This window comes from Bacteroidota bacterium, assembly GCA_016715945.1.
Classification (GTDB): Bacteria; Bacteroidota; Bacteroidia; order Bacteroidales; family F082; genus JALNZU01.
Genome location: JADJXJ010000001.1, coordinates 771,398 through 797,348 on the forward strand (window position 1 = coordinate 771,398; position 25,951 = coordinate 797,348).

Annotated in this window: 20 protein-coding genes and 1 pseudogene; 10 read left to right on the forward strand and 11 right to left on the reverse strand. The window is 48.9% G+C overall.

The window, feature by feature from the left end; genetic code table 11:
• Positions 1-167 precede the first annotated feature (167 nt).
• Together rpsA and IPM52_02830 are read left to right on the forward strand one after the other, a co-directional pair.
• On the forward strand, positions 168-2,102 hold the full coding sequence (gene rpsA / locus IPM52_02825; protein MBK9290554.1) for a 30S ribosomal protein S1: 1,935 nt from the start codon (positions 168-170) through the stop codon (positions 2,100-2,102).
• Positions 2,103-2,200: 98 nt separating this feature from the next.
• Entirely contained in the window at positions 2,201-3,118 is a 918-nt protein-coding gene (locus tag IPM52_02830) for a ribonuclease Z (GenBank protein MBK9290555.1), read from the forward strand.
• A gap of 72 nt (positions 3,119-3,190) precedes the next feature.
• Here IPM52_02830 and IPM52_02835 read toward each other — a convergent pair whose 3' ends face one another.
• From IPM52_02835 to IPM52_02850, 4 genes are all read right to left on the reverse strand, one after another.
• The gene (locus tag IPM52_02835; GenBank protein MBK9290556.1) at positions 3,191-4,858 is read right to left on the reverse strand and encodes a T9SS type A sorting domain-containing protein; all 1,668 of its coding nucleotides are present in this window, start codon (positions 4,856-4,858) and stop codon (positions 3,191-3,193) included.
• A 189-nt stretch (positions 4,859-5,047) separates the two neighbouring features.
• Positions 5,048-7,996 carry an FAD-binding protein gene (locus IPM52_02840; protein ID MBK9290557.1) on the reverse strand — a complete coding sequence of 983 codons (2,949 nt, stop codon included), beginning with the start codon at positions 7,994-7,996 and terminating at the stop codon, positions 5,048-5,050.
• A gap of 5 nt (positions 7,997-8,001) precedes the next feature.
• Positions 8,002-8,799 carry a DUF1338 domain-containing protein gene (locus IPM52_02845; protein ID MBK9290558.1) on the reverse strand — a complete coding sequence of 266 codons (798 nt, stop codon included), beginning with the start codon at positions 8,797-8,799 and terminating at the stop codon, positions 8,002-8,004.
• Positions 8,800-8,812: 13 nt separating this feature from the next.
• Entirely contained in the window at positions 8,813-9,811 is a 999-nt protein-coding gene (locus IPM52_02850; protein ID MBK9290559.1) for a lipoate--protein ligase family protein, read from the reverse strand.
• Positions 9,812-9,892: 81 nt separating this feature from the next.
• Between IPM52_02850 and typA the strand changes: the two genes are divergently transcribed.
• Together typA and IPM52_02860 are read left to right on the forward strand one after the other, a co-directional pair.
• Positions 9,893-11,707, forward strand: coding sequence for a translational GTPase TypA (typA, locus tag IPM52_02855; GenBank protein ID MBK9290560.1), 1,815 nt, complete (start codon positions 9,893-9,895; stop codon positions 11,705-11,707).
• On the forward strand, positions 11,700-12,287 hold the full coding sequence (locus tag IPM52_02860) for an LEA type 2 family protein (GenBank protein MBK9290561.1): 588 nt from the start codon (positions 11,700-11,702) through the stop codon (positions 12,285-12,287). The genes typA and IPM52_02860 overlap by 8 nt, the downstream gene beginning before the upstream one ends.
• On the opposite strand, the gene IPM52_02865 is transcribed toward IPM52_02860, so the two are convergent.
• The gene (locus tag IPM52_02865) at positions 12,284-13,330 is read right to left on the reverse strand and encodes a glycosyl transferase (GenBank protein MBK9290562.1); all 1,047 of its coding nucleotides are present in this window, start codon (positions 13,328-13,330) and stop codon (positions 12,284-12,286) included. The two genes, IPM52_02860 and IPM52_02865, sit on opposite strands and share 4 nt — an antisense overlap.
• A complete protein-coding gene (locus IPM52_02870; protein ID MBK9290563.1) occupies positions 13,327-14,184 on the reverse strand; it encodes a UDP-2,3-diacylglucosamine diphosphatase in 858 nt (285 codons plus the stop codon). The genes IPM52_02865 and IPM52_02870 overlap by 4 nt, the downstream gene beginning before the upstream one ends.
• A 108-nt stretch (positions 14,185-14,292) precedes the next feature.
• On the opposite strand from IPM52_02870, the gene IPM52_02875 reads away from it, so the two are divergent.
• Positions 14,293-14,745: a hypothetical protein gene (locus IPM52_02875; GenBank protein MBK9290564.1), complete on the forward strand. Its 453-nt coding sequence runs from the start codon at positions 14,293-14,295 to the stop codon at positions 14,743-14,745.
• A 145-nt stretch (positions 14,746-14,890) separates the two neighbouring features.
• On the opposite strand, the gene IPM52_02880 is transcribed toward IPM52_02875, so the two are convergent.
• The 5 genes and pseudogenes from IPM52_02880 to crtI form a co-directional block, all read right to left on the reverse strand.
• Entirely contained in the window at positions 14,891-15,358 is a 468-nt protein-coding gene (locus IPM52_02880) for a sterol desaturase family protein (GenBank protein MBK9290565.1), read from the reverse strand.
• A gap of 3 nt (positions 15,359-15,361) precedes the next feature.
• On the reverse strand, positions 15,362-15,898 hold the full coding sequence (gene idi / locus IPM52_02885) for an isopentenyl-diphosphate Delta-isomerase (GenBank protein MBK9290566.1): 537 nt from the start codon (positions 15,896-15,898) through the stop codon (positions 15,362-15,364).
• On the reverse strand, positions 15,895-16,437 hold the full coding sequence (locus IPM52_02890; GenBank protein MBK9290567.1) for a hypothetical protein: 543 nt from the start codon (positions 16,435-16,437) through the stop codon (positions 15,895-15,897). Before IPM52_02890 ends, idi begins: the two co-directional genes overlap by 4 nt.
• Positions 16,437-17,277 (reverse strand): annotated as a pseudogene (locus IPM52_02895) (squalene/phytoene synthase family protein). The gene IPM52_02890 and the pseudogene IPM52_02895 overlap by 1 nt, the downstream one beginning before the upstream one ends.
• Entirely contained in the window at positions 17,274-18,758 is a 1,485-nt protein-coding gene (crtI, locus tag IPM52_02900) for a phytoene desaturase (GenBank protein MBK9290568.1), read from the reverse strand. The pseudogene IPM52_02895 and the gene crtI overlap by 4 nt, the downstream one beginning before the upstream one ends.
• A 133-nt stretch (positions 18,759-18,891) precedes the next feature.
• Here crtI and IPM52_02905 point away from each other — a divergent pair, with 133 nt between their 5' ends.
• From IPM52_02905 to IPM52_02925, 5 genes are all read left to right on the forward strand, one after another.
• Positions 18,892-21,042, forward strand: a complete 2,151-nt coding sequence (locus IPM52_02905; GenBank protein MBK9290569.1) for a cation:proton antiporter — start codon at positions 18,892-18,894, stop codon at positions 21,040-21,042.
• A 96-nt stretch (positions 21,043-21,138) separates the two neighbouring features.
• On the forward strand, positions 21,139-21,408 hold the full coding sequence (rpsO, locus tag IPM52_02910) for a 30S ribosomal protein S15 (protein MBK9290570.1): 270 nt from the start codon (positions 21,139-21,141) through the stop codon (positions 21,406-21,408).
• An 88-nt stretch (positions 21,409-21,496) separates the two neighbouring features.
• Positions 21,497-23,638 carry a polyribonucleotide nucleotidyltransferase gene (gene pnp / locus IPM52_02915; protein ID MBK9290571.1) on the forward strand — a complete coding sequence of 714 codons (2,142 nt, stop codon included), beginning with the start codon at positions 21,497-21,499 and terminating at the stop codon, positions 23,636-23,638.
• Positions 23,639-23,691: 53 nt separating this feature from the next.
• Complete coding sequence (locus IPM52_02920) at positions 23,692-24,555, forward strand: sigma-70 family RNA polymerase sigma factor (protein MBK9290572.1); 864 nt, start codon at positions 23,692-23,694, stop codon at positions 24,553-24,555.
• A 117-nt stretch (positions 24,556-24,672) separates the two neighbouring features.
• Positions 24,673-25,944 (forward strand): glycosyltransferase, encoded by a 1,272-nt coding sequence (locus tag IPM52_02925; protein MBK9290573.1) that lies wholly within the window; start codon positions 24,673-24,675, stop codon positions 25,942-25,944.
• Positions 25,945-25,951 lie beyond the last annotated feature (7 nt).

The window sequence follows — 25,951 nt, forward strand, 5'->3', positions numbered from 1 at the left end:
CCGAAGGCTAGATGCTTGATTTTGTGGAATAAATTCGTACTTTTGCACACTCATTTCAGGACCCTTCCGGGTCGGCCTACAAAAAGGCTTGTCTCCTGAAAATGTGTGTATTGTCGAACCTCCCTGTTCAATGGCCGGAAGATTGTGCAGGTACAAGTAAAAATTAAATGACTGAAAACGAAAACATCATCAACGAAGGACAGCTTCAGGAAACTCCTCAGCCTGCAAACAATGTTGATGAGCAAAGCCCGGTGGCAGCCGAAGCTGTTGCCGAGGTAAAAAAAGAAGCCGCTAAACCGGCTAAAAAACAGCAGGTTCCCGGCGATTTCGACTGGGACGCTTTTGACAAGAAAAGCGAGAAGTACAATGTGGCCGACCGCGCAAAGCTCGAAAGCATGTACGACCGCACCCTCAGCGCCATTAACGACCACGAAGTGATCGATGGTGTTGTGGTTGACAAAAACAACCGCGAAGTCATTGTAAACATTGGCTTCAAAAGCGATGGTGTGATCCCGTTGTCGGAATTCCGCTACAATCCGAACCTCAAGGTGGGCGACAAAGTTGAGGTTTACGTTGAAAACCAGGAAGGTGCTGGTGGTCAGCTCCAGCTGTCGCACAAAAAAGCCCGCCTGTTGCGTGCCTGGGACCGCATCAACGAAGCCTACGAAAAAGAAGAAATCATCACCGGTTATGTGAAGAGCCGTACCAAAGGCGGACTCATCGTGGATGTGTTCGGCATCGAGGCCTTCCTCCCCGGTTCGCAAATCGATGTGAAACCTATCCGCGACTACGATATCTACGTTGATAAGACCATGGAATTCAAAGTGGTCAAAATCAACCAGGAATACAAGAACGTGGTGGTTTCGCACAAAGCGCTTATCGAAGACGAACTCGAACAGCAGAAAGACGAAATCATCAGCAAGCTCGAAAAAGGCCAGGTACTCGAAGGTACAGTCAAGAACATCACCTCCTATGGAGTGTTTGTTGACCTGGGCGGCGTGGACGGTCTGGTTCACATCACCGACCTTTCGTGGGGCCGCATCAACCACCCGGAAGAAATCGTTCAGCTTGACGAGAAGATTAAGGTAGTTATCCTCGACTTCGACGAAAACAAGAAACGTATTGCGCTTGGTCTCAAGCAGCTTACACCTCACCCATGGGATGCACTCGACCCCAACCTCAAGGTGGGCGACAAGGTGAAAGGCAAAGTAGTGGTAATTGCCGACTACGGCGCTTTTGTCGAAATCATACCCGGTGTGGAAGGTCTCATCCACGTTTCGGAAATGTCGTGGTCGCAGCACCTGCGCACCGCACAGGATTTCCTGAAGGTGGGCGACGAGGTGGAAGCCGTTATCCTCACCCTCGACCGCGAAGAGCGCAAAATGTCGCTGGGTATGAAGCAACTCATCCCCGACCCGTGGGCCAATATCCAGCAGCGTTACCCCGTCAACTCGCGTCACAAAGCAATCGTACGCAACTTCACCAACTTTGGCATCTTTGTCGAACTTGAAGAAGGCGTGGACGGCCTGATCCACATCAGCGACCTGCACTGGTCGAAAAAGATCAAGCATCCGGCCGAATTCACCAAGATCGGCGAAACCATCGAGGTTGTCGTACTCTCGGTTGACGAAGAAAACCGCCGCCTGAGCCTCGGACATAAGCAGCTCGAGGAAAATCCCTGGGATGTATTCGAAAGCATCTTCACTGTCGGCAGCATCCACAAAGGTACCATCATCGGCACCTCCGACAAAGGCATGGTGGTTTCGCTGCCCTACGGCGTGGAAGGCTTTGCTCCCAACCGTCACCTGAAAAAAGAAGACGGCTCGCAGGCAAAGATGGACGAAACACTTGATTTCAAAGTGATTGAGTTCTCGAAAGAAAACAAAAAGATCATCCTTTCGCACTCACGCATTCACGAAGACCAGGCATTGCTTGCCCGCCAGGCCGAAGCCGAAGGCAAAGCAGGCGAAGCCAAATCGACCAAGCGCGTGGTGAAGATCATCAACGAGAACCTCGAGCGTCCTACCCTCGGCGATCTTGACGTACTTGCTGACCTGAAAGAAAACCTCGAAAAAGAGGAAAAGGCCAACAAAAAGAAGTAATCAGGAACTTTAGCCATATGAAAGGCCATCCTGCCCTGCAGGGTGGCTTTTTTTATTCATGCCGGCTGCATTTGTTGGCTTATTGTAAATTTGGTCCTATGATTCCCTTTCACATCACCATACTTGGTTCAGGTTCGGCCGTACCCAGCCTGCATCGGGCAGCCACCAGCCAGCTGCTCCGTTACGACAACACTACCATACTGATCGACTGTGCGGAAGGTACACAACTTATCATGCAACGCATGCACATCAGCCCGGTCAGACTCCAGAAAATACTGATCAGCCACCTCCATGGCGACCATTACTTCGGGCTGATTGGCCTGATCAATACCATGCATCTGATCGGTCGCACAGCCCCGCTTTTCATCTACGGCCCCGCTGAATTGTACAACATCATCAGCTTGCAGCTTGCCGCAGCCGACACCTCTTTAAGGTTTCCACTTCATTTTCATCCGTTTACCGCTCATGAAACTCAGCTTCTTTTTGCCGACGAACAGCTGAGTTGCAAGGCATTTCCGGTCAAACACCGCATACCCGCATGGGGCTTCCGCTTCGATGAGGTAAACTCACAACGCAATATCCGTCAGGAAGCCATTGAGGAATTTAACCTGACTTTTGAACAGATCAGAGCGGTCAAAGAGGGTGCAGATCTTGTGCTTCCTGATGGCAGCATGCTGCCGGCAGAAACCTTGCTGGCTCCGCCCCGCAAACCAAGAAGCTATGCTTTCTGCACCGATACGGCCTATTTTCCTGAAATGGTACCAAACATCCAGGGTGTGGATGTGCTTTACCACGAAGCTACTTTTTCGGAAAACATGCAGGCCGAAGCCAATGCCACCTGGCACAGTACCACCCACGACGCAGCCAGAATTGCAAAACTGGCTGAAGCTAAAAAACTGATTATCGGTCACTTCTCATCCAGATACAAGGATGCTGATCAATTGGTGCACGAAACAGAAGAAATTTTTTCACCCGCAGTTGCAGCCATGGACGGTCTGACCATAGCCATAGAATAAAAAACAACCGCCAAATTGGCGGTTGTTGCACAGGGTTGTATGAGAAAAGGGCTGTTGGTGGTTGTCAGTCTGTCAGAATACCTGGAATTTGTAAGTCTCTGGTTGCGAAAATTCACTTTCGAAAAGCCTGAGCATGTAGGTGCCGTTGCTGAGATTTGGCAGGTTGATGCCGTGAATCGGGAAGCTTGCCTTCACCAAAGAGCGCCCCATCATGTCGATAATTTCATAAGTCTGGTAATTGCGTTTCGATTGCACATAAAGCATATTGCTGGCAGGATTGGGATATAAAACCGCAGCATCTGCCTTGAATGCCTGCAAACCAACCAAACTGGGATCATATTCGTAGGCGCCCAGGTCAGGATTATTGTCGCGCGGATTGCCATTAATATCGTATGGTACAGGGAAGAAGACCTGAGGGAAATTTGGATTGACCAGCGGACTACCCGGGCCTACATCAAATGTGGTAGGGGGGTTGATAAACAAGGGGTCAGCCGTGATGATACCCGTTCCACCCCTTGGCCAGCCAAACTCGACAACACTGTAGCTGATTTCCAGAATCTGTCCTGGGTCTACATTGAAATTACCGTTTGTTGTGTTATTGGGTGTAGGCCCTGAATAAGAAGGGCCATTGCTGTAAAGGGTTGAATTGGCCACTTTTACTATTCCCGATCCTGGATTAGAGCCAGTGATATAAAACAACCTTCCCGGCGCCTGGCTGTAGTTGATTGTGTTGGTATTGTAGTCGAAGAATCCGTTGTTCCACCAGATCACATTTTGTGCAGTCAGTTGAGTGATGTGTGACCCGCTGACAAATAACCTGTTACCAATCGAAGCATGGTTGTGATAGAATACTGAGTTGAACATGTCCATTTTGGCTCCCTGAAATAAACCGATAGCGCCACCGGCATCCCCACCGAAGTTATCGTGCGCAATGATGCCCTCCACGTTTATCAGGCTGTTGGCAGTAGCAGAGATTGCAGCTCCTGTCCCAACATTCAATGCAAAATAACAATCCTTGATTTTGGGAGAGCTTGCAAATAGGGTTATGGCGCCGCCAAAATAGAGGTTGTAGTTCTGGCGGAATACACAGTTTTCAATTCTGGGGTTCGCAAAACTTTTTAAGCTGATGGCACCAGCGCGAACACCAGCAGGAGCATTCCAGCTATTTGCACCCTGAAAAAAGAAACCATCGAGTACAGTAGCATCAGTAAGCATTCCCTGATTGATGAATATCGCGTACGCATTGTTGTTCAGTGGTGGCTGATGTACCTGGTAATTCGGATAACCTGGCCATCCGGCGCCATCGTCACCACTTACGTCGCCAGTGAGAATAGTTTGAAGAACTTGTGGATTGCGAACACTGAAGTCGCCTTCCTGACCGGGTTGTCCTGGGAAACCACCATAAATCTTGACGCCTTCTTTAAGGACAAACACATTTAAGCGGGGATCCGGATTTCCATACTGTTGATTGGAATCCGTCTGTGATTTGTACACCCCTGCCGCAACCCAGATCTGATCTCCAGGACTTGAGGCCATGATGGCTTCCTGCAGTCCTCTGTAAGATTGATTGTTTTGCCAGGAATGCGGTCCCTGATAATTGAATCCCATCAACCCTCCGGGTTTCACATAGCGTATCACCTGGGCCTGCATGCCTGTGAAACCAAAAAGAAGAAAGAACATCAGTAACAGATACACTGTCTTTCTTGTGAGCGAGTAACGAAAATTGTAAATTACCTCCATAATGGTTGCATTTTTAAAATTAAAACTACAATTGGTTGAACTTCTGTAAAGTTAAACGCAATGATGCATGCAAACCATAATTTGGTTGTATGGAGGCAAATATTTAACAAAATATTAACTTACTTCAGATATATCCGGCTGATATTACAAGTTTTGCAACTATTTTTAACAATATATTGCAAAATACTTTCAAATTGTAAGCATCTCAAAAAGCACTTCCACCGGATGTTTTGCAACATTGCCGGTGCCGTCGGCAATCTGGTGCCGGCATGATGTGCCAGAGGCGGTGAGCACGGCATCAGCCGGCATGGCACGAACTGTGGGGAAAAGGACGAGTTCGCCGATCTTCATTGAAATATCGTAGTGCTCAGCCTCATAGCCAAACGATCCGGCCATGCCACAACAGCCTGAGGGTATTTCTTTAACCTTCCAGGTGGGATGTATGCTCAAAATTCTGCGTGCAGCCTGGGTGGAGGCAATGGCTTTCTGCTGGCAATGCCCGTGATAATAGATTGTCCGGGGTGCGGGATCGAATTGCTCCGGATTAATGCGTCCTTCGTCAAGCATCCTGGCCAGGAATTCTTCAATGGTGAAGCTGTTGCCGGCCAGTTCTTCGGCCCTGGCTTTCAAATCAGCGCCAACAAGTTCCGGATATTCGTCCCTGAAACTCAGAATGGCTGATGGCTCGATGCCTACCAAAGGCGCATGATTAGTCACAATATCCCCCAGCAGCAATACGTTCCGTCGCGCAATCCGCCGTGCCTTACGCAGCAAGCCTTTGCTCAGATAGGTTCGTGCACTTTCGCTATGTTTCGGGATAATGACCTCAAAACCAAGCCTTTCGAGCAGAAGTATGGTCTTGATTCCGATGTGAGTGTCATTGTAATTCGTAAACTCATCATTGAACAGGTAAACACGTCCTTTGCCATTGTGCGTGGGGCGATGTCTGGTTTTCCATTGGCTGAGTGTCTGACTCTGAAGCAGAGGAATTGACCGGTCTTTCGCAAAACCGGTGATCTTTTTGAAAAGACCTGCCAGATGTTTTTGTTTGAAGAATGCGTTTGTTACACCCGGCATAAGTGCTCCGATCCTGTTGAGTGTCGCAAAGTGGGCTATCAGCCACGACCTGAAAGGCAATCCATGCGCATCGTAGTAATGTTGCAGAAACTCCGCTTTAAGTTTGGCCATATCCACACTGCTCGGACACTCCGATTTGCAGGCCTTGCACGAAAGGCAGAGGTCGAGGATGTCGTACATTTCTTTACTTGCAAAAGGATTTGCCTGTTTGGGATCGGATAGGATTTCGCGCAGCAGGTTGGCGCGTGCCCGGGTTGTGTCGCGCTCGTTGCGTGTGGCCATGTACGAAGGACACATGGTGCCACCGATGACTTCAGATTTTCGGCATTGGGCGGTGCCATTGCATTTCTCGGCAGCCCGCAACATGCCCTGGTCTTTGCTGAAATCGAATATGGTGTCGAACTGTCGGGTGGATTGTCCGGGTTCATAGCGGAGCGAGGTGTGCATGGGTGGCGTACGGACAATCTTGCCGGGATTGAAAATGTTATGGGGATCGAAGGTGGACTTAATTTCTTCGAGCAGGGCATAGTTGTGCTTACCCAGCATGAAAGGAATAAACTGTCCGCGCAGCCTGCCATCGCCGTGCTCACCACTCAATGAGCCTCTGTATTTTTTGACCAGCTTCGCAGTGTCTTCGGCTATTTTTTTGAACAACTCCACGTCGGCCGGGTCTTTCAGATTGAGCACGGGTCGCAGATGCAATTCGCCTGTGGCAATGTGGGCATAGTAAACACATGCTTTGCCGTAGCCTTTCAGCATTTTTTCGATGTCGGCAATATAATCCGGCAAAAATTCGGGATGCACGGCGGCATCCTCTATCACAGCCACCGGCTTGGCATCGCCGGGCATGTTGTTTAGCACACCCAGGCCTGCCTTGCGAAGATCCCATACCTTTTTCATGTCCTGACCGGTAACCATCGGAAAATAGTAACCCAGACCTGCCTCCCGCATCTCCTGCTCCATGAGCCTTGCTTTGCGTTCTATTTCCGAAGGATCATGTTCGGCAAATTCCACAATCAGAATGGCGGCAGGATCGCCCTCGACGAAAAAACGGTTCTTACGTTGCTCAATGTTTTCTTTGGTCAGATCCATGACGGTCTTGTCCATGAGCTCAATAGCTACCGGACTGTACCTCAGTGCAATAAGGTTGGCTTGCAGGGAATCCTGCAGGGTTTGGCAATGCACACAGATCAGAGCTTTGTGTCGTGGTGGCAATTCCACCAGGTTGAGTTTGATCTCGGTGATAAAGGCCAGGGTGCCTTCGGAACCTGCAATCAGTTTGCACAGGTTAAACTGCTCGCCTCCTTCGCTGAATGGAATTGTATCAGCCAGCAAATCAAGCGCATATCCTGTGTTGCGCCTTCGTAATCTGGTGTCGGGGTATTGAGCTTTGATTTCGTTGCGGTTCGTTTCATCCCTCAGCATCTCGTCCAGCTTGCGGTAAATCTCTCCCTCAAGTGAGGGGAGCTTCAGCTTTTGTGCATACGACCCGGGGTCGAGCGCGTGAAAGTGCACCTGGCTGCTGTCGCTGAGCAAAGCCTTGATTTCGAGGGTATGATCGCGTGTTGAACCATACACCAGCGAGTGTGCGCCGCAGGCATTGTTGCCAACCATGCCGCCAATCATGCAGTAGTCGGCGGTGGAGGTTTCCGGACCAAAAAAAAGTCCGTGCGGCGCTAAAAATCTGTTGAGTTCGTTGAGCACAACCCCTGGCTGAACCCGCACCCATTTTTCGGCTACATTGAGCTCAAGAATGGCATTTATGTGCCGGCTGACATCTACCACAATGCCATTTCCAACAACCTGACCCGCCAGCGAGGTGCCCGCTGCACGTGGTATGAGCGAGGTCTTGTGAGTTCGGGCAAACGTAATCAGCCGCTCAATATCCTGTGCATGAAGCGGATAGGCTACGGCCAAAGGTTTTTCGCGATAAACCGAAGCATCTGTGGCATAGATCAGTCGAACGGCCTCATCATACAGGATCTCGCCATCAAACTGCCCCCTGAGCTCCGCAAGTGCCTGATAAGGCTTTGACTTACGTACCCCTGATTGTGCTGACATTGGTCTTATTTCTTAACCATATCGGTGCTCTCGAAGATCTTGTCGGCCGATTTGGCGATGAATCCCGAATAGAGCCTGCCATCTGCATCCGGATAACGCAGTGCAAACTCATAATAACATCCCGGTATCTGACGAACACCTTCAATAAACGCTACTTCAATCATTTCGCTGCGGATGCTCGACTGCTCGAGAAGTTCGGCGGGAGTACCCTTGATTTCTCCACCCGAATCGTTGATGCGAAATCCATTGTCTTTCAGGAGTTGGTTGACCATCTGCAGGTTGGTGTATTTTTTCAGGTGATTTACACTCACCGTGAAATGGTTAGCCCTGAAACCATGCACATAGAGCCAGGCGGCATATTCCGACTCGGCCCTGAGCTTTTCGTAAACCTCGAAGCTTACAGGCGCCCACACACAACCACTGAAAATCAGCTCATCGGAGGTGAGCAGCTCCGCCGGAATTTTGTCCACAACATCTTTGATGGTTTGTTGAACAAACGGGCTGAACTTGTGTGCGAGCAGTTCGGAGATAAAGACCCTAGGGCCACCTTCCATCTCGAAATGTCTGGCATACAGGTGCTTATCTTCAAAATGGTATTCTCCTGCATAGATGTACCCAGCTTTGATAAAGAGCTTTGAGAGTACCTCAATATTGACCCTTGGATCGTCGAAAGTGCGGAATGCAATATGGTCGTTCACCACAGTTTCGCCCTCGTTGACAAAGAGGTCGTAAACTTTCTGTACAGAAGGATTCTGGGCTGTGTAGCTTTGCCAGAGACGATCGAAAATTTCTTGTGCTGTCATAATTGTTTTCTGTTTAGAACAATTGCCAAAGGAAATGGTTGATTTTCGGCTCCGAAATTAGCTCAGAAATGCCGGATGATAAAATAATATCACGCAAACAAGCGGGAGTGTGTGCTTTTCCGCGCATCAAGCCGGGCAGTTGCGAAAATTCCCGGCTTCCATCTACCAAAACGTCTGTAATGATGCCCCGTTTTACCTCAAGCGAGATGCGAAAGTTTACCGTGCCAAGCGCAACCTGCTTTTCGAAGGTGTAATCCGGACTGTAGCCAAAGTTCCATTGGTCGGTGGCATACTTTTCCAACACAAGTTTCTGAATGGCTGATATTTCATCCTGACTAAAGCCTCTTATCTCGCTGATTGTCAGATGTTTAATCAAATATTCCTGAAGCAGGATATTAAAATTGCCGAAAGAGACAGATGTATTGGACAGGCTGCTGATGTTGGCCACTTCCACCGGATTGGAGGCTATTGCTTTTGACTGGTAAGGATGGTCAGGGCGACGGATCAGCCGGCGGATGGCATCAAGATCTGCATTGAAAAGCAGGGTGCCGTGATGCATGCTGCGGTTTTTAAACACATGAGCTGCGTTTCCAGAAATTTTTAAGTTGTTGACTGACAAATTGCTAATCATTGACAACTCAACTTTTAATCCAAGGCCAGCCAGAAAGTTGATGATTGGTCGGGTAGCAGCTGCAAAATCAATTTTGTTGGTTTTGGAGCTGTTGTCGGTGATGAGGGTAAAATTGAGATTACCCGGACCGTGAACCACCGTGCCACCTCCGGATATGCGCCTGATAACCGGTACCTCACGTCCGAACACTTCTGCCGGATGAATCTCGGCATAAGCAAGCTGATGTTTGCCAGTTACCACGCACCAGTCGTTTTCCCACAACATTAATACCTCTTCGGTCAGCTGCCGAACTGCAAACTCCTCAGCAGCAAGGTTAAACCATGGGTCAAGGCCCGGTTTCTCCAACAGAATCATGAGCAGGCAATGGAATAGGAGGTTCAAAATTAGCCTATTTAACTCATGAGAGGCCGAAAAGCACTACTTTTGCAGCCTCCGGGAGCTATCCCGATACACAAAAATACCATGCAGGAAATCAGAAACATAGCTATCATCGCCCACGTTGACCACGGCAAAACTACCCTGGTTGACAGAATCTTGTATCAGGTCAAATTGTTCAGGGACAATCAGGAAGTGCAGGAACTCATCCTCGACTCCAACGATCTTGAGCGCGAACGTGGAATCACCATTCTGGCAAAAAACGTTTCGGTAAGATATAAAGGCATTAAAATCAATATCATCGACACTCCCGGTCACGCCGACTTCGGAGGCGAAGTAGAGCGCGTGCTTAACATGGCCGATGGCGTATTGCTGCTGGTGGATGCTTTCGAAGGTCCCATGCCTCAAACCCGATTTGTGCTTCAGAAAGCCATCGAAATGGGACTGAAACCGATTGTAGTAATTAATAAGGTGGACAAACCCAACTGCCGGCCGGAAGAAGTGCAGGAAGCGGTATTCGAACTGATGTTCAACCTGGGAGCCACCGAAGATCAGCTGAATTTTACCACGGTTTACGGCTCATCCAAAGAAGGCTGGATGTCCGATCATTACAACAAACCCGCACAGGATATTTCACATCTGCTCGATGTGATCATCAGGGATATCCCTGCAGCAAAATTCATCGAAGGCACTCCGCAGCTTCAGATCACCTCGCTCGACTATAGCTCATATGTGGGCCGCATTGCTGTGGGCCGCCTGCACAGGGGCACCCTTCAGGCAGGGATGCCTGTTGCGCTGGTGAAGCGTGATGGCAGCATCACAAAACACACCATCAAGGAGCTGTATGTTTTCGAGGGCCTTGGCAAAGAGCGGATTAAGACACCAGTGCATGCGGGCGACATTGTCGCATTGCTGGGTATCGACGATTTCGAAATTGGCGATACCGTGGCCGATGCCGAAAATCCGGAAGCCATGCCGCCCATCAAGATTGATGAGCCCACGATGAGCATGCTGTTCACCGTGAACAACTCGCCATTCTATGGCAAGGAGGGCAAGTTTGTCACATCCAGGCATCTGAGGGAGAGGCTTTTCCGGGAAACAGAGAAAAACCTCGCACTTAGGGTCGAAGAAACCGACTCCCCGGAAAGTCTCCTGGTGTATGGCAGGGGTATTCTGCACCTGAGTGTGCTGGTCGAGACGATGCGTCGTGAAGGGTATGAGTTTCAGCTGGGTCAGCCCAAGGTGATCATCAAAGTGATTGACGGCGTAAAACACGAACCTGTTGAAACCCTCACTGTGCTTGTGCCGGAAGATTTTGCCGGAAGAGTGATCGAGCAGGTAACCATGCGCAAGGGCGAATTGCTCGAGATGCATCCGAAAGGCGATCGCATGCACCTGGAATTCAGCATTCCTGCCCGTGGCATCATTGGTCTGCGAAACAATATCCTCACAGCAACAGAAGGTGAAGCCATCATCGCCCACCGTTTTAAAGATTTTGAACCCTGGAAAGGCGAACTGCCAAACCGCACCAATGGCGCCCTCATTTCGCTCGACACAGGCACAGCTATACCTTATTCTATCTGGAAGCTTCAGGACAGGGGGCGTTTTTACATCAATCCGAACGAAGAAGTCTATGCCGGTCAGGTGATCGGCGAAAACAGCCGTCAGGGCGACCTGGTGGTTAATGTGTGCAAAACCAAAAAGCTGACCAATGTGCGCGCAGCTGGTTCCGACGAAAAGATCCTCATCATCCCGGCGATCAGGTTTTCGCTTGAGGAATACATGGAAAACATCCGTGAGGACGAATACCTCGAAGTGACACCTCGCAGCCTGCGTTTGAGAAAGATCATACTCGACGAAAATGAGCGCAAAAGGTATTCAAAATCTGTAAGTTATGAATAAGAAGGCGATAATAATTCTCCTGTTCTCAGCATTAATGTTCCATTCCTGCAGCGTGATTGACCAGATTGCGCAAACCCAGGCACTCAAGCAATGCACCTTCGACATCAAAGGCCTCGACAAAATCAACCTGGCCGGTATTGAGCTCCGTCAGGGCATGAAGCGTTCCGACCTGACGGCACCTCAGGTAATACAACTAACCGGAGCGTTTTTCAACAACGAACTCCCTCTGACTTTCAATGTGTTGCTGAACATTGACAACCCAAACGACCGGCAGGCGATGATGTCGCGCATGGACTACAGCGTGATACTCGACGGTCGGGAAATGTTAAGCGGTAGGCTTGATGATTCATTTAGCATTCCGGCCAAAGGCAATACAGTGGTTCCGGTGACTGTTCAGGCCGATCTGCTCAAGCTCTTCAGTGGGCAGCAGGCCGATGCCCTGGCCAACCTTGCCTTCCGTTTAACTGGCAATCAGGGTACCCATCCTGTTGAGCTTCAGGTAAAAATAAAGCCTTATATTGAAGTTGGCTTGCGTCAGGTAGCCTATCCGGGTTTCATGACCCTCAAAAAAACCTTCTAACCAGCCAGCAAAGAACGTAAACCTGACAAGCTCCAGGTGGCAGGCTGTTCCGGCTTTTGATGAAACAGCCAAAGTGCGCGTTCGATGGAAGCTTCCGCAACATCCGGATAGTGCATGCTCAAGGAATGGTTTTCTTCTATCCAACCAAGTATTGCTGAAGAGTTTAAGCCCGTTGGTTTCCATATGACCTTAACACCAAGCTGTTCGAGTGCGGCAGCGTTGCAGGCTTGTTCGTACTGGGCGCGCATGGGCACAACCATCAACGGGATGCCCAAGTGAAGTGCTTCGGCAGGCGTTTCGAAACCAGCCCCGCACAACACCCCGACTGAAGATGCCAGACTTTGCATAAAGTCCTGGGCATCAACCGGAACCACAAGCATATCGGGTCTGGGCCGGAATGCGGCCTGCACCCTGGCAAATACCTGCCAGTGTCTTCCACGAATCACCGGAAGTATGCCTATAAGCTTCTCTATCGAATAAGCTGGCAAATATACTGTGTAGTGCCTGCCTTGCCTGGGCTTTATGGAATAAAGTTCGCTGCGGATAACCGGAGTGAAAATATCGGGGTGGTATGCCGCAAAATGAAAACCGACAGCTTCGTTGGCAGGTGCATAATGACGAAGTACAAGCTCTCCGGCGAGGTCTGAGGTTTGAGGTTTTGGCACCCCGGGCTTGAGAAGAGCCGACTGGTGGCTCAGCGCAATGGCGGGCACATCGCGTAACCTGCAGGCCCAGGCCGTCACCGGCTCAAAATCGTTGATCACCAGATCGTAATTCCTGACAGGAACTTCTTCAACGGATTTCAGAAATTTCCAGATCCTGGCATCACTGTACGTTTTGTAAAAATCTATTCCGCCATTCCGTCCAAATGCAAAACCCAGTCCGTCGAATTGATAACGCACTGGAAATGATGGCTTCAGCGAATGCGATTTACCGCTCACAAGCACATCCACGCGGCCGTAGCGCGAAAGTACAGGGTACAACTGTGAGGCCCGGCTCAGATGTCCATTGCCGGTGCCCTGAACTGCAAACAGTATCCTCATCCGTTGAACTCTTTGACCATCAAAGCAAACAACTCATTGGCCTTCAGCTCGTCAATGGCGAAAATTGCCTCATCGGCAACGGGACGTGATGAAACATTCAGGCCACTCAAACGAAAATCGAAAAGGCTCCAGCCCACTTCGTGCTCATATTCCAATGCCGTGAGGTTCTCAATCCAATCGCCTGAATTCATGTATTTTACTTCGTGATGTGAGGTAGAAATATTCCGGATTTCCGGGTGATGAATATGCCCGCAAACAATGGCGCCATAACCTTTGCGCGCGGCAAGTTCGGCAGCTGTAGCCTCAAAATCGTTGATAAACTTTACGGCCGATTTTACGTTTTCCTTCACCTTTTTCGAAAACGATACCTTTTCCATCTTCAGTCCAGAACGCACACTGTTGACATTGGTGTTGAGCCAGATGAGGGTATCATAACCAATCGCCCCCAGTTTGGCCAGCCATTTGGAATATTGCATCACCACATCAAACACGTCGCCATGGAAAAACCATGTGCTTTCGCCATCAAGATCCAAGGTTAACTGATTGACTATATGCAGGTTGCCTATTGTGAAGCCATTGAAGCGACGCAACATCTCATCGTGGTTTCCGGTGATGTAATACACTTTTGTTTTGCGGGCTGCCATGGCAATGATTTGCTTCACAATCTTCATGTGCAGGGGAGGCCAGTAGTTTTTTCTGAATTGCCAGATGTCGATGATATCTCCGTTGAGAATGAGTATTTTTGGATCGATGCTTTTTAGATAAGCATGAAGTTCGGCTGCACGGCAACCCCTGGTACCCAGATGCACATCAGAAATCACAACAATTTCCGGACGTCGGCGGTTTGTAGCCATATTCATGTTTTAAAATATAGCACAAATCAAGCCCTCAAGGCTGAAGTCAGTTTTAAGGCCGGGTAAAATTTTTGCTATCAAATTGCACCCTCAAGGTTAACACAGTTCATGCTAACGCGACAATCAGACAAGAAAAAAGAGGAATCTGAGGTACTCAGGGCTTGGCTGCAAATTGGGTCAGATTTGCCAAAGGGTAGGATTGTCTCCAGTGAATCACCTGATTTTCTGTGGCATATCTCCCGCAGAAAGATTATCGGAATCGAGCTGACAAAGCTGATGTTTCCGTTTTCTGCGGCTCACATTGACCTTGGTATTAGAGAGGGAAGATGGCATCTGATCCAGAAATTGAATCAGCTGATTGTCTCAAAAAATGAACTTATACCGCTTTACCTTTCAAATACCCGATCGAGTGAAATCTGGCTTCTCGTCGATTGCGATGATATGGCATTCGGCTACATGCATCACCTCCTGCCGGGAATAGGGGAGTGGCTGGCAGCAAACAGGTTCAGCAGAATTGATCTTTTCTTTGGCAAACAATCTGTTTCTTACAAGGTTAAGTGATGTTGGCTACGTTAATTACCGTATTGGCTGACCAGGAAAACGGGTGTTTTTTTGTAAGCGAATTTTGGTTCGCTGGATATGATTAATCAAACAGCCGCTCCGGGGGGAAGCGGCTGTTTGATTTTTTTTCCCGGATGTTAAACTTTCACTGTTTCAAGGTTTTGTTGCGCGCCCACTCTTCTTTGTAATATTTCCAGGGGGCCAGCAAAAATCCGTAATTGTAATGGGCATTGGGTTTGTGATGGTCAAGATGTGCGGTGATGGTTGCCCTCAGGTAACGGTTGCTCAGTTTATCGAGCATGTGAAGCCTGCGGTGCACAAGCACATCGTGAAACAGGAAATAGGCCAGGCCATAGAGCGCAATTCCGAGTCCGATGTAGAATTTCCAGTCGAAAGCATCCTTGATGCCGTAGAAGATGAAAAGAAAGCTGGGCGTAGCAAAAATGAGTGCAAAAACGTCGTTCCATTCAAATTTGCGCCCGTCGCGGATGTGGTGATCTTTGTGCAGCACCCACAAGAATCCGTGCATGATGTATTTGTGCGAGAACCAGGCCACAAATTCCATAAACAGGAATCCGCCCAACACAAGCAATACTGCAAAATACCATTCCATAAACTAAGCTATTTTATTGGTTTTTAAATATTCCTGAAGTTGTTTGAGGGCAATTTTGAACCATACGGTGTATTTTTCGGGATGCTGTTCAACATCCTTATAAAGCTCTTTCATACCGACATATTTCCACGAAGCCACCTCGTCGGTATTTATCTCAGGCTGATCGTCGGTGATGCCGATAAAAACATGGTCGAATTCGTGCTCTGTAAGACCTTGACCTACGTCGGCTTTGTAAATGAAGTCGAAAGCTTTGCGCATATCACAACTCATGCCCATTTCTTCTTTCAGGCGGCGCGATGTGGCCTGCTCCAGTGTTTCCTCATGGCGAGGATGGCTGCAGCAGGTATTGGTCCAAAGTCCTGGCGAATGGTATTTGGTCATGGCCCGCTGCTGGAGAAGCATCTGACCATCATTGTTAAAAAGGAAAATTGAGAAGGCCCTGTGCAACAAGGCTTTTCGGTGAGCTTCCATTTTTTCCATCAAGCCCAATGGTCGGTCCTGCTCATCAACCAATACCACAAATTCGTCTTGTGTTGTCATCTTTTGTCAGCAATAACTTTTTGAAGTGCCGTGATTCTTGCCAGATAGGTCTGATCTCCGGAATACATTCCCTGCAAATATAACAGCACATTCGTCCAATATGTTTTGTTAATCCCGGGCTGATTGGGGTTTTTTTCAAGATGATCCAGGATAAACCTTGTATCGGACTCAATATCAGAACTGTAGTTCAGAAAGGAAGGGGTTTTGTGCTGCATACTCAGCCTGATAAAACGCAGCTCAGGTAAATCGTGCCTGAGCTGGATAGCTTGTTCAACCAGGCGGCGCCCCTCCCGGAACCGGTTGTATTTTGTAAGTGGCGAGACGGCCTGCTGGGCTGTGTTTGCCGTAGCTACCCCGTGATAGGCCATCATCAGGGGATCGTTTTGATGTATGCTCTTCCCGGTGATTTGCAGGATACGGTTTGCCGCGGCAGCATCCTGGTCGAGCCTGAAAAATAAAGCACGGACAAGATCTGCATCTGTCGCACCTTGAGACTGAACAGAGTAAGAAAACGCTAACAGCCAGATAATCAATATCATCAAAACATATTTATCTTATACCTCACGTAGGAGGTGAGCATGAGGGCATACTTGCGCGTATTGGGTATCCGGATCCGTTTGTCTTCGAGCAAGCGCTTGGCATTGAGCCTTTTAATTTTCTTGAAGAGATTGTAGTAATACACATAAGCGACATACACACCAAAACGCACGCCGGGAGGGAGCTTTTTGATGCCGCTGAGTCCATCCCTGAAGTCTTTCTCGATGTCGGCTTCGATTTCTTCTTTTTTGAGGCGGTCGAAATTATTGAGGTTGAGACCGGGGAAGTAAGTGCGCCCAAGGTGTTGGTGGTCGTTATGGAGATCGCGGAAAAAATTGAATTTTTTGAAACGCTGAACCCAGCCGCATGGCGGGATATTTGAGTTCGTTGTATTTCTCCATATCGCCATCGGTGAACACATGCAGGCACATCAGACCAACAACTTCTGCCGAACCCAGGATGTAATCCTCATAGAGCATCTGGTTGTATTCTATCTTGTCCAGGTCCATTTCCATGCTTTTCAGGAACCTGTCGATGTGCTCCCATTGGATGTTGTATTTGTGCACTGTATCCTGGAAGCTATGCAGAATCGGGTTGAGGCTGATGCGCCGTTCAATGGCGTCCACGGTGGCCTGGCGGAACTCGCGCATCAACAATTCTTTGTTATGCTCGTGAAAAGAATCTACGATTTCGTCGGCCAGGCGCACAAAGCCGTAGATGGCATAAATGGGCGCATGGTATTTTTTGTCAAAAAGCCGAATGCCAAGCGAAAACGAAGTGGTGTACCTCCGTGTGGTCAGTTTGCTGATTTCGTAGGATACTTTGTCGTAGAGCGCTTTCATAGGGTTGTTTTTTGTTTTTTAATGATTTCTCTTGCAGCTACCTGCCCCGAGATGATGGTTGGTGGCACGCCGGGGCCGGGGGTAGTAAGTTGTCCGGTATATAAGAGATTTTTCACCTTTTTACTAAACATGGATGGCTTCAGGATGGCTGTCTGCATCAGGGTATTGGCCAGTCCGTAAGCATTTCCTTTGTATGCGTAATAGTCCTTGGCAAAGTCCCGGTTCGAATAAAAACGCTTGTAAACGATATCGTTGCGGAACCTATTCCCGGTAACTTCTTCTATCCTGTTGATGCTCAGGTCGAAATAATGCTGGCGGATTTCGTCGGTGTCGTTCAGGCCTGGTGCCACAGGAATCAGAATGAAAAGGTTTTCCATTCCTTCGGGAGCTACGGTAGGATCGGTAGCAGAGGTACAGCTCAGGTAAACGGCGGGCTTTTCAGGCCAGCGTGGGGTATCGTAAATATCGCGGGCATGCTGGTCAAATTCAGGATTGAAGATCAGGGTGTGGTGCAACACATTGTTGAGCTTCTTGCCGATACCCAGGTAATAAATGAGCGATGATGGCGACATCACCCGGCTGTCCCAGTAGCTTTCGTCGTATCGCCGGTAGGCTTTGGGCAACAGCTTCTGCTCCACGTGGTGATAATCGGCACTGGCGATGACATAGTCGGCCGGAACGCTTCTTTTGTTTGTAATCACCTGATTAATAGTACCATTTTGAACCGGTAGCTCCAGCACTTCCTCGTTGTAGCTGAATTTTACCCCTTGCTCGACGGCCAGTTTTTCGAACCCCTGCACAATACTATACATGCCGTTTTTCGGATACCAGGTGCCCAGCACAATATCACCATAATTCATCAGGCTGTACAATGCAGGAATCTTATCGGCAGTGGCTCCGAGAAAGATCACGGGAAATTCAAGTGCCCGGAGCAGACGGGGGTCTTTGAAGTATTTCCGGATGAATGAGGCAAACGACTGGAAAAGGTCGAGCTTGAGTGCACCTTTAATGATATCCCATTCCAGATACTCGGTCAGGCTTTTTGCCGGCTTGTGCACCAGGCGGTTGATTCCTATTTCATATTTAAATCTGGCATCGTCGAGAAACTTCTGAAGTTTTTCAGCGCTACCCGGTTCAATCTGTTCGAACAATGCTTTGATGGCATCCAGATCTGCAGGTAGATCAATCATCTGGTCATTGTCGAAATACATCCGGTAAGAGGGATCGAGACGCTCAAGGGTGTAATAATCGGAAACTTTCTTTCCGAAGTAGGCAAAATACTGTTCAAAAACATCGGGCATCCAATACCAGCTTGGCCCCATATCGAAAGTAAAACCACTTTCGCTGAAGCGACGCGCTCGTCCACCGGGCATGTTGTGCTTTTCAATCACTTCCACTTCAAACCCATGTCTGGCAAGCGTTGCTGCTGCCGAAAGGCCGGAAAATCCGGCTCCGATTACAATGACCCTCTTACCCATCATAAAAGTTTGTGTGTAAACAAAACATTAAAGGCATTGTTCAAAGTTCAACTATTTTGATGAGCGTGCCCTGGCAGTTGCAACTTTTTTTATTTTAGTAACTTTGGCAAACTTAAACAGACATAAATTTCCTTTCATGCTTTTAGCAATTCAGGATTTCACCTTGCCCCTGAGAGACCCTGTCCTCATATTTTCCATCATACTATTTATCATCCTCTTTGCGCCAATTATTCTCAACAAGCTTAAGATTCCATACCTAATAGGTCTGATCATTGCCGGTGCAGTGATTGGTCCGAATGGTCTGAACCTATTGCTTCGCGACAGCAGCATAACGTTATACGGCACGGTGGGTTTGCTTTACATTATGTTTCTCGCAGGGCTTGAGATCGACCTGGGTACTTTTCGCAAAAACAGTGGCAAAAGTTTAGTCTTCGGGCTGTTCACCTTTACGATTCCAATGGCGTTAGGCATTGCTGCTGGCTTGCATTTGCTCAATTTTTCGCTCATGAGTTCGATTTTACTTGCCAGCATGTTTGCTTCGCATACGCTTTTGTCGTACCCGATTGTCAGCAAACTCGGCATACAAAACAGCAGGTCAGTGGTAATTACGGTTGGTGGCACCCTGATCACCGATACCATGGCGCTGCTTGTGCTGGCAGTGATTGCAAACCTGGCTGTGGGCGAAGTCGGACAGGATTTCTGGTTGCGTCTGGGCATCTCGATCACCGTATTTGCGCTTGTGGTAATGTTTTTGTTTCCTCTGTTGGGACGTTGGTTTTTTAAGAAATTCGACGACAGCATCCTGCAATACATCTTCTCGCTGGCCATGGTTTTTCTGGGAGCTGCACTGGCCCAGGCTGCTGGCATTGAGCACATCATTGGCGCATTTCTGGCCGGTTTGGCGCTCAACAGGCTTATCCCGCGCACCTCACCACTCATGAACCGCATCGAGTTTGTGGGAAATGCCTTGTTTATTCCGCTTTTCCTGATCGGTGTAGGTATGCTGGTGGACTACAGGGCCTTTGTTCGTGATACGGAAACCATACTCGTTGCTGCAGTGATGACCGTGGTTGCCATCTCAGGAAAATATATAGCGGCTTTCATCACCCAGAAAGTTTTCGGAATGGCCTCGCACGAGCGCAATATCATTTTTGGGCTGAGTAATGCCCAGGCGGCAGCAACCCTTGCTGCAGTAACAGTGGGCTACAATATCATTCTGGGCCACGATGCCTCCGGTGCACCGATCCGACTGCTAAACGATGCCGTGCTCAATGGTACAATCGTAATGATTCTCATCACTTGCACAGTGGCTTCCTTGGCAACCCAAAGAGGCGCACAGCACCAGGCCTTGCTCGAGATGGGGGATGAAGTTGAAACAGAAGCTCATTCAGAAAATATTCTCGTAGCATTGTCGAACGAAAGGACAATGAGCGAGCTGGTGAACATGAGCCTACTGTTTAAATCGAAAAGCAACAAGCACGATATTGTAGCCTTGCACATAGTTAATAATGAAAAAGACAAGGAAATGTCGGAGAAAAATGCCGACAAGATGCTCGACCGGGCTTCGGAGATTGCCGCCGCTTCCGATGTGGTGATGCGCAAAATCCTCCGATACGACCTCAACCTCGTCAATGGCATCACCAGCGTAGCAAAAGAGCTTAAAAGCACCGACCTGCTGCTCGGGGTGGATCCGAAAAAAGGGTTGAGCGAAAACTTTATTCACAACCTTTCGGAAGGCATCCTCAGTAAAACTGACCTCACTGTTTGGATTACAAAAGCTTACCAGCCATTTCAGACGGTAAAACGTTATGTCGTCATCATTCCCGACAGAGCAGAACGCGAAATAGGCTTTCCGCTCTGGATCGTCAAACTTTGGAATTTGTGTCGGAATACAGGGGCAAAGCTCAAGATTTTCGCAACACAGCAAACCATCAGGTGGCTGGAGGTGGTTCAGAAAAATCAACCCATCCAGCTTAACTGCGAACCTTTTGAAGAATGGGATGATCTGCTCATCATCAGCCGCGAAATAGAGGAAAACGACGCGATGATCCTGGTAATGAGCCGCAAAGGCTATGTTTCGTACAATGATGCCATGACGAAAGTTCCGCACTACCTGAATAAATACTTCAGAGACAACAACTACATATTGTTGTTTCCGGCACAATCAACAGGTAATACGGAAAATCTCAGCATGAGTGATGACGCTGTATTTGAACCACTTAGCGACAATATCGAACGTCTCGAAGATTTTGGAAAAGCTATCGGTAAGCTATTCAAACGAAAATAAAAGGGCAGAGCTCCTTGCTTCAACGTAAAAATGCGTTGAGTTACAAATCGTATTGATAAAAAAACTATTTTTGCACCCTCAATTTAGATAGTACTTATGTATCTGACCAAGGAAAAAAAAGCTGAAATTTTTCAGGAGATCAGTGGATCGGCCACCAATACCGGAGCACCTGAATCGCAGATTGCATTGTTTACCTTTCGCATCAAGCACCTGACGGAGCATCTCAAGAAGAACAAAAAGGACATGGCCACCATGCGCGCGCTGGTCAACCTTGTAGGCAAACGCAGGAAACTGCTGGATTATCTGAAAGAAAGAGACATTGAGCGCTACCGCCAGATTATCAAAGACCTCGGTATCCGCAAATAAACCATACGATGGTTATGCGCTAAAAAAGGCAATTTGTTGATTGCCTTTTTTTGCATTTGCTACACCGGTAAAAAATTACAACAACATGATGCCTCAAGCAATCACACAGGAAATCAGCCTGCCCGACGGTCGGCTGGTAACCATCGAAACCGGCCGCCTGGCCAAACAAGCCGACGGAGCCGTAGTGCTCAAGGTGGGCAAAACCATGCTGCTGGCCACAGTGGTCTCAGCCAAAGAAGCCAAGGAAGACGTCGATTTTCTTCCACTCAGCGTCGATTACAAGGAAAAATTTGCTGCAACAGGCAAATTCCCCGGTGGCTTTTTCAAACGCGAAGGACGGCCGTCGGATTATGAAGTGCTCATCGCACGCCTGGTGGACAGGGCATTGCGTCCGCTCTTCCCCGACGACTATCATGCCGAAACCCAGGTGGTCATTAACCTCATCTCGGGCGAAAACGATGTGCCGCCGGATGCGTTTGCCGCATTGGCAGCTTCGTCTGCACTTATGGTTTCCGATATCCCTTTCAACGGCCCCATCTCGGAAGTCAGGGTAGCACGCATTAACGGCGAATTTGTGATCAATCCCAACAGCAGTGTACTCGAAAACGCTGACCTCGATCTCATGGTAGCCGCCACTTTCGACAATATCGTTATGGTAGAAGGCGAATGCAAGGAAGTATCGGAGGCTGTAATGCTCGAAGCGCTCAAAGTGGCTCACGAAACCATCAAAGGACAATGCCAAGCCCAGATGGAACTCGCTTCGAAGGTGGAAAAATCTTCACCCAAAAGAACATATTGCCACGAAGTGAACGACGAAGAGCTTCGCAAAGCGGTGCACGATTTTGGTTATGAAAAGTGCTACGCACTGGCGCTCAAAGGAAACCCCGACAAGCATGCCCGTGCCGAAGCATTTGAAGCGGTGAGGGATGCCTTCATCGAAACCCTGCCCGAAGAAGAGCGGGAGGCAAAAAGCGGTCTTGTCAAACGCTATTTCCACGATGTGGAAAAGAAAGCCGTGCGCGATGCTATTCTCAATGAGCGCGTGCGCCTCGATGGCCGCAAACTCGACGAAATCCGACCCATCTGGTGCGAGGTCGATTATCTGCCATCTACCCATGGATCAGCCATCTTCACACGTGGAGAAACCCAGTCGCTGGTCACCGTTACCCTGGGCACCAAATTGGACGAGCAAACCATTGATGGCGCTGTCTTTGAGGGCACAAGCAACTTTATGCTGCACTACAATTTTCCCTCGTTCTCCACAGGCGAAGCAAAGCCCAGCCGGGGTGTAAGCCGTCGCGAAATTGGCCATGGCAACCTGGCTGAACGCGCCCTCAAACCCATGGTCCCCAACGGCGACGAAAATCCATACACCATACGCGTCGTATCCGATATCCTCGAGTCGAACGGCTCAAGCTCCATGGCATCAGTCTGCGGCGGTACACTGGCCCTGCTCGACGCAGGTGTCAAATTGAAAAAACCTGTCGCAGGTATTGCTATGGGTCTGATTTCCAGTGGTTCGCCTGACAAATATGCTGTATTAAGCGACATCCTCGGCGACGAAGACCACCTCGGCGACATGGACTTCAAGGTTACCGGCACCAAAGATGGAATAACTGCTTGCCAGATGGATATCAAAGTGGACGGGCTCACTTACGAAATTCTTGAAAAAGCCCTCGAACAGGCTCGACTCGGCCGCCTGCACATCCTCAATGAAATGGCAAAAGTAATCACCCAGCCCAGGCCTGATTACAAAGAACATGTGCCTCGTATCGAGAAAATGTTTGTGGATAAAGAATTCATTGGCGCCATTATTGGACCCGGCGGAAAGATTATCCAGGAGATGCAGCGTGAGACCAACACTACGATTGTCATCGAAGAAAAAGGTGAATTTGGTGTCATCGATATTGTGTCGCCCAACAAGGAAAGTATCGAACTGGCCAAAGCCCGCATCCGTGCCATTGTAGCCGTGCCCGAAGTAGGCGAAGAATACCTTGGCACCGTGAAAAGCATCCTGCCTTTCGGCGCATTCGTCGAAATCCTGCCCGGAAAAGACGGACTGCTGCACATTTCCGAAATTGAATGGCGCCGCCTCGATACGGTCGAAAGCGTGCTGAAAGTTGGCGACAAGGTGAAAGTGAAACTCATCGGTATCGACTCCAAGACGAACAAGATGAAACTTTCCAGAAAAGTGCTGCTTCCAAAACCTGAAGGCGGTAAGAAAATGTAACCCCTTCCGCACATTTTCGTAAACAACAGGCAAAATGTTCACCAGGATAACCTATGAGACAACTAAAAATTACCAAACAAGTTACCAACAGGGAAACTGCCTCGCTCGACAAGTACCTTCAGGAGATTGGTAAGGTCGAACTCATCACTGCAGAGGAAGAGGTGGAGCTTGCACGGCGAATAAAACAAGGCGACAGGGCAGCCCTGGAAAAACTGACCAAGGCCAATCTGCGTTTTGTGGTATCAGTTTCTAAGCAGTATCAAAATCAGGGCCTTAGTCTGCCCGACCTCATCAACGAAGGCAACCTTGGCCTGATTAAAGCTGCACAGCGCTTCGACGAAACACGTGGCTTCAAATTTATCTCATACGCAGTCTGGTGGATCCGTCAGTCCATTCTTCAGGCACTCGCCGAGCAGTCACGCATTGTTCGCCTCCCGCTCAACAAGATCGGTTCGATCAATAAGATAAACAAAGCTTATGCAAAGCTCGAGCAGGAGTTCGAACGCGAACCCAATTCGGAAGAGATTGCCGAGTTGCTCGAGATTACGGAAACCGAGGTAAAAGAATCGCTCAAAAATGCAGGAAGACACATCAGCATGGATGCCCCGCTCGTTCAGGATGAGGACAACACCATGTACGATGTGCTGCGCAGCGAGGAATCGATCACTCCCGAAACCGAACTGCTCTACGAGTCGCTCCGCAAAGAAATCGACCGCGCCATTTCCACACTCACACCACGTGAAGCCGACGTAATCCGGCTTTATTTCGGACTCAATGGAAGCCACCCGATGACCCTGGAAGAAATCGGCGAAAAGTTTGACCTCACCCGCGAAAGGGTACGCCAGATTAAGGAAAAAGCCATTAGAAGACTCAAACATACCTCACGCAGCAAGATACTGAAAAGCTATCTGGGATAAATTCTCTGCAAGGTCGTTCTCAAAAAAGCGCCATTGCTCCACAATGCAATGGCGTTTTTGCATCTGCCCGAAAACCTCCCTTCAAGCTGCATTCGTACCTTTGCAAAAAAATCCCCGATGCGAATAGTCTGTTTTGGACCGGGTCCGAAATTTAAAGGCGGCATTGCAAACTACAACACTTCTCTGGCCCGTGCCCTTGATAAAATACCTGGAAACGAGGTATTTATAGTCTCCTGGACCCATCAATACCCTGCCATCATCCCGCGCGATTTTATCGACCGCAAAAGCCGGCAGGACCAACTTGCGGGTACCAATATCAAGGTGCGCTACCTCACCAACTACAACAATCCCCTGAGCTGGCTCAAAACCGCTGCAACCATCGCCCGGCTCGAACCGGATATGGTTATCTTTCAATGGGCGATATCCATTCAGGGGCTTCCAATGGGTGTGATTGCCTCGCGACTGAAAAAACTTACCAAAGCTGCCATCGTTTTCGACCTGCATTTTGTGCTTCAGAAAGAAGGGAGCAGGATCGATGCGCTGTTCACCCGTTTTGCCCTGAACAAGGCTGACCGTTTTGTGGTACACGCCCTCAGGACTGCGCAGGAACTCAGGTCGTTATTCCCCAATCGCCGCTTTGTCATCCTGAACGACGGTGAAGTAGCCAATGCAGGAGAGGGTAGGGTGGTCAGGTTGTATCATCCTGTTTACGACATGTTTACACCCGATCCGGCCTTCGACAAACAGACACACAAGGCTGCCATGAACCTGCGCGAACACGTGTTTCTGTTCTTCGGTTTCATCCGTAAATACAAAGGCCTGCATCTGGCCATAGAGGCTTTTGCCAGGCTCCGTACCGAGCGAAACGACGTCAGCCTGCTTATTGTAGGAGAGTCGTTCTGGCAAACGCTCGACAATTCGAAGTGGACCACCAGGTTCAAAAAGGCACTGTTTGGAGCAGCCGGAAAGATTTTTCTGAAAAACAAGGATGATGAGGGCGACTACAAACCATTGGAACTCATTGATCAGCTTGGCATAAGGGATGCCGTACATGTGGTCAATGAATTTGTGCCCAACGAAGAGGTGCATAAGTACTTCCAGGTGAGCGACAACCTGTTGCTGTTTTACCTCACTGCCACACCTTCAGGGGTTGAATCGATTGGCTATAACTTCCAGATACCGATGCTGGCAACGGCTGTCGGCCATTTTCCGGAAACCATCAAAGACGGATACAACGGATACTTGGCTAAACCACTCGACCTTGAAGACATGTGCAACGTGATGCGAAAAGCGATAGCGCAGCCCATACCACGCGAAAATGTAGCCAAAACAGCCGAAGGCATGAGCTGGGCAAACTACGCCGGAGCAATCATTACCTACCTTAAATAAAAACGGC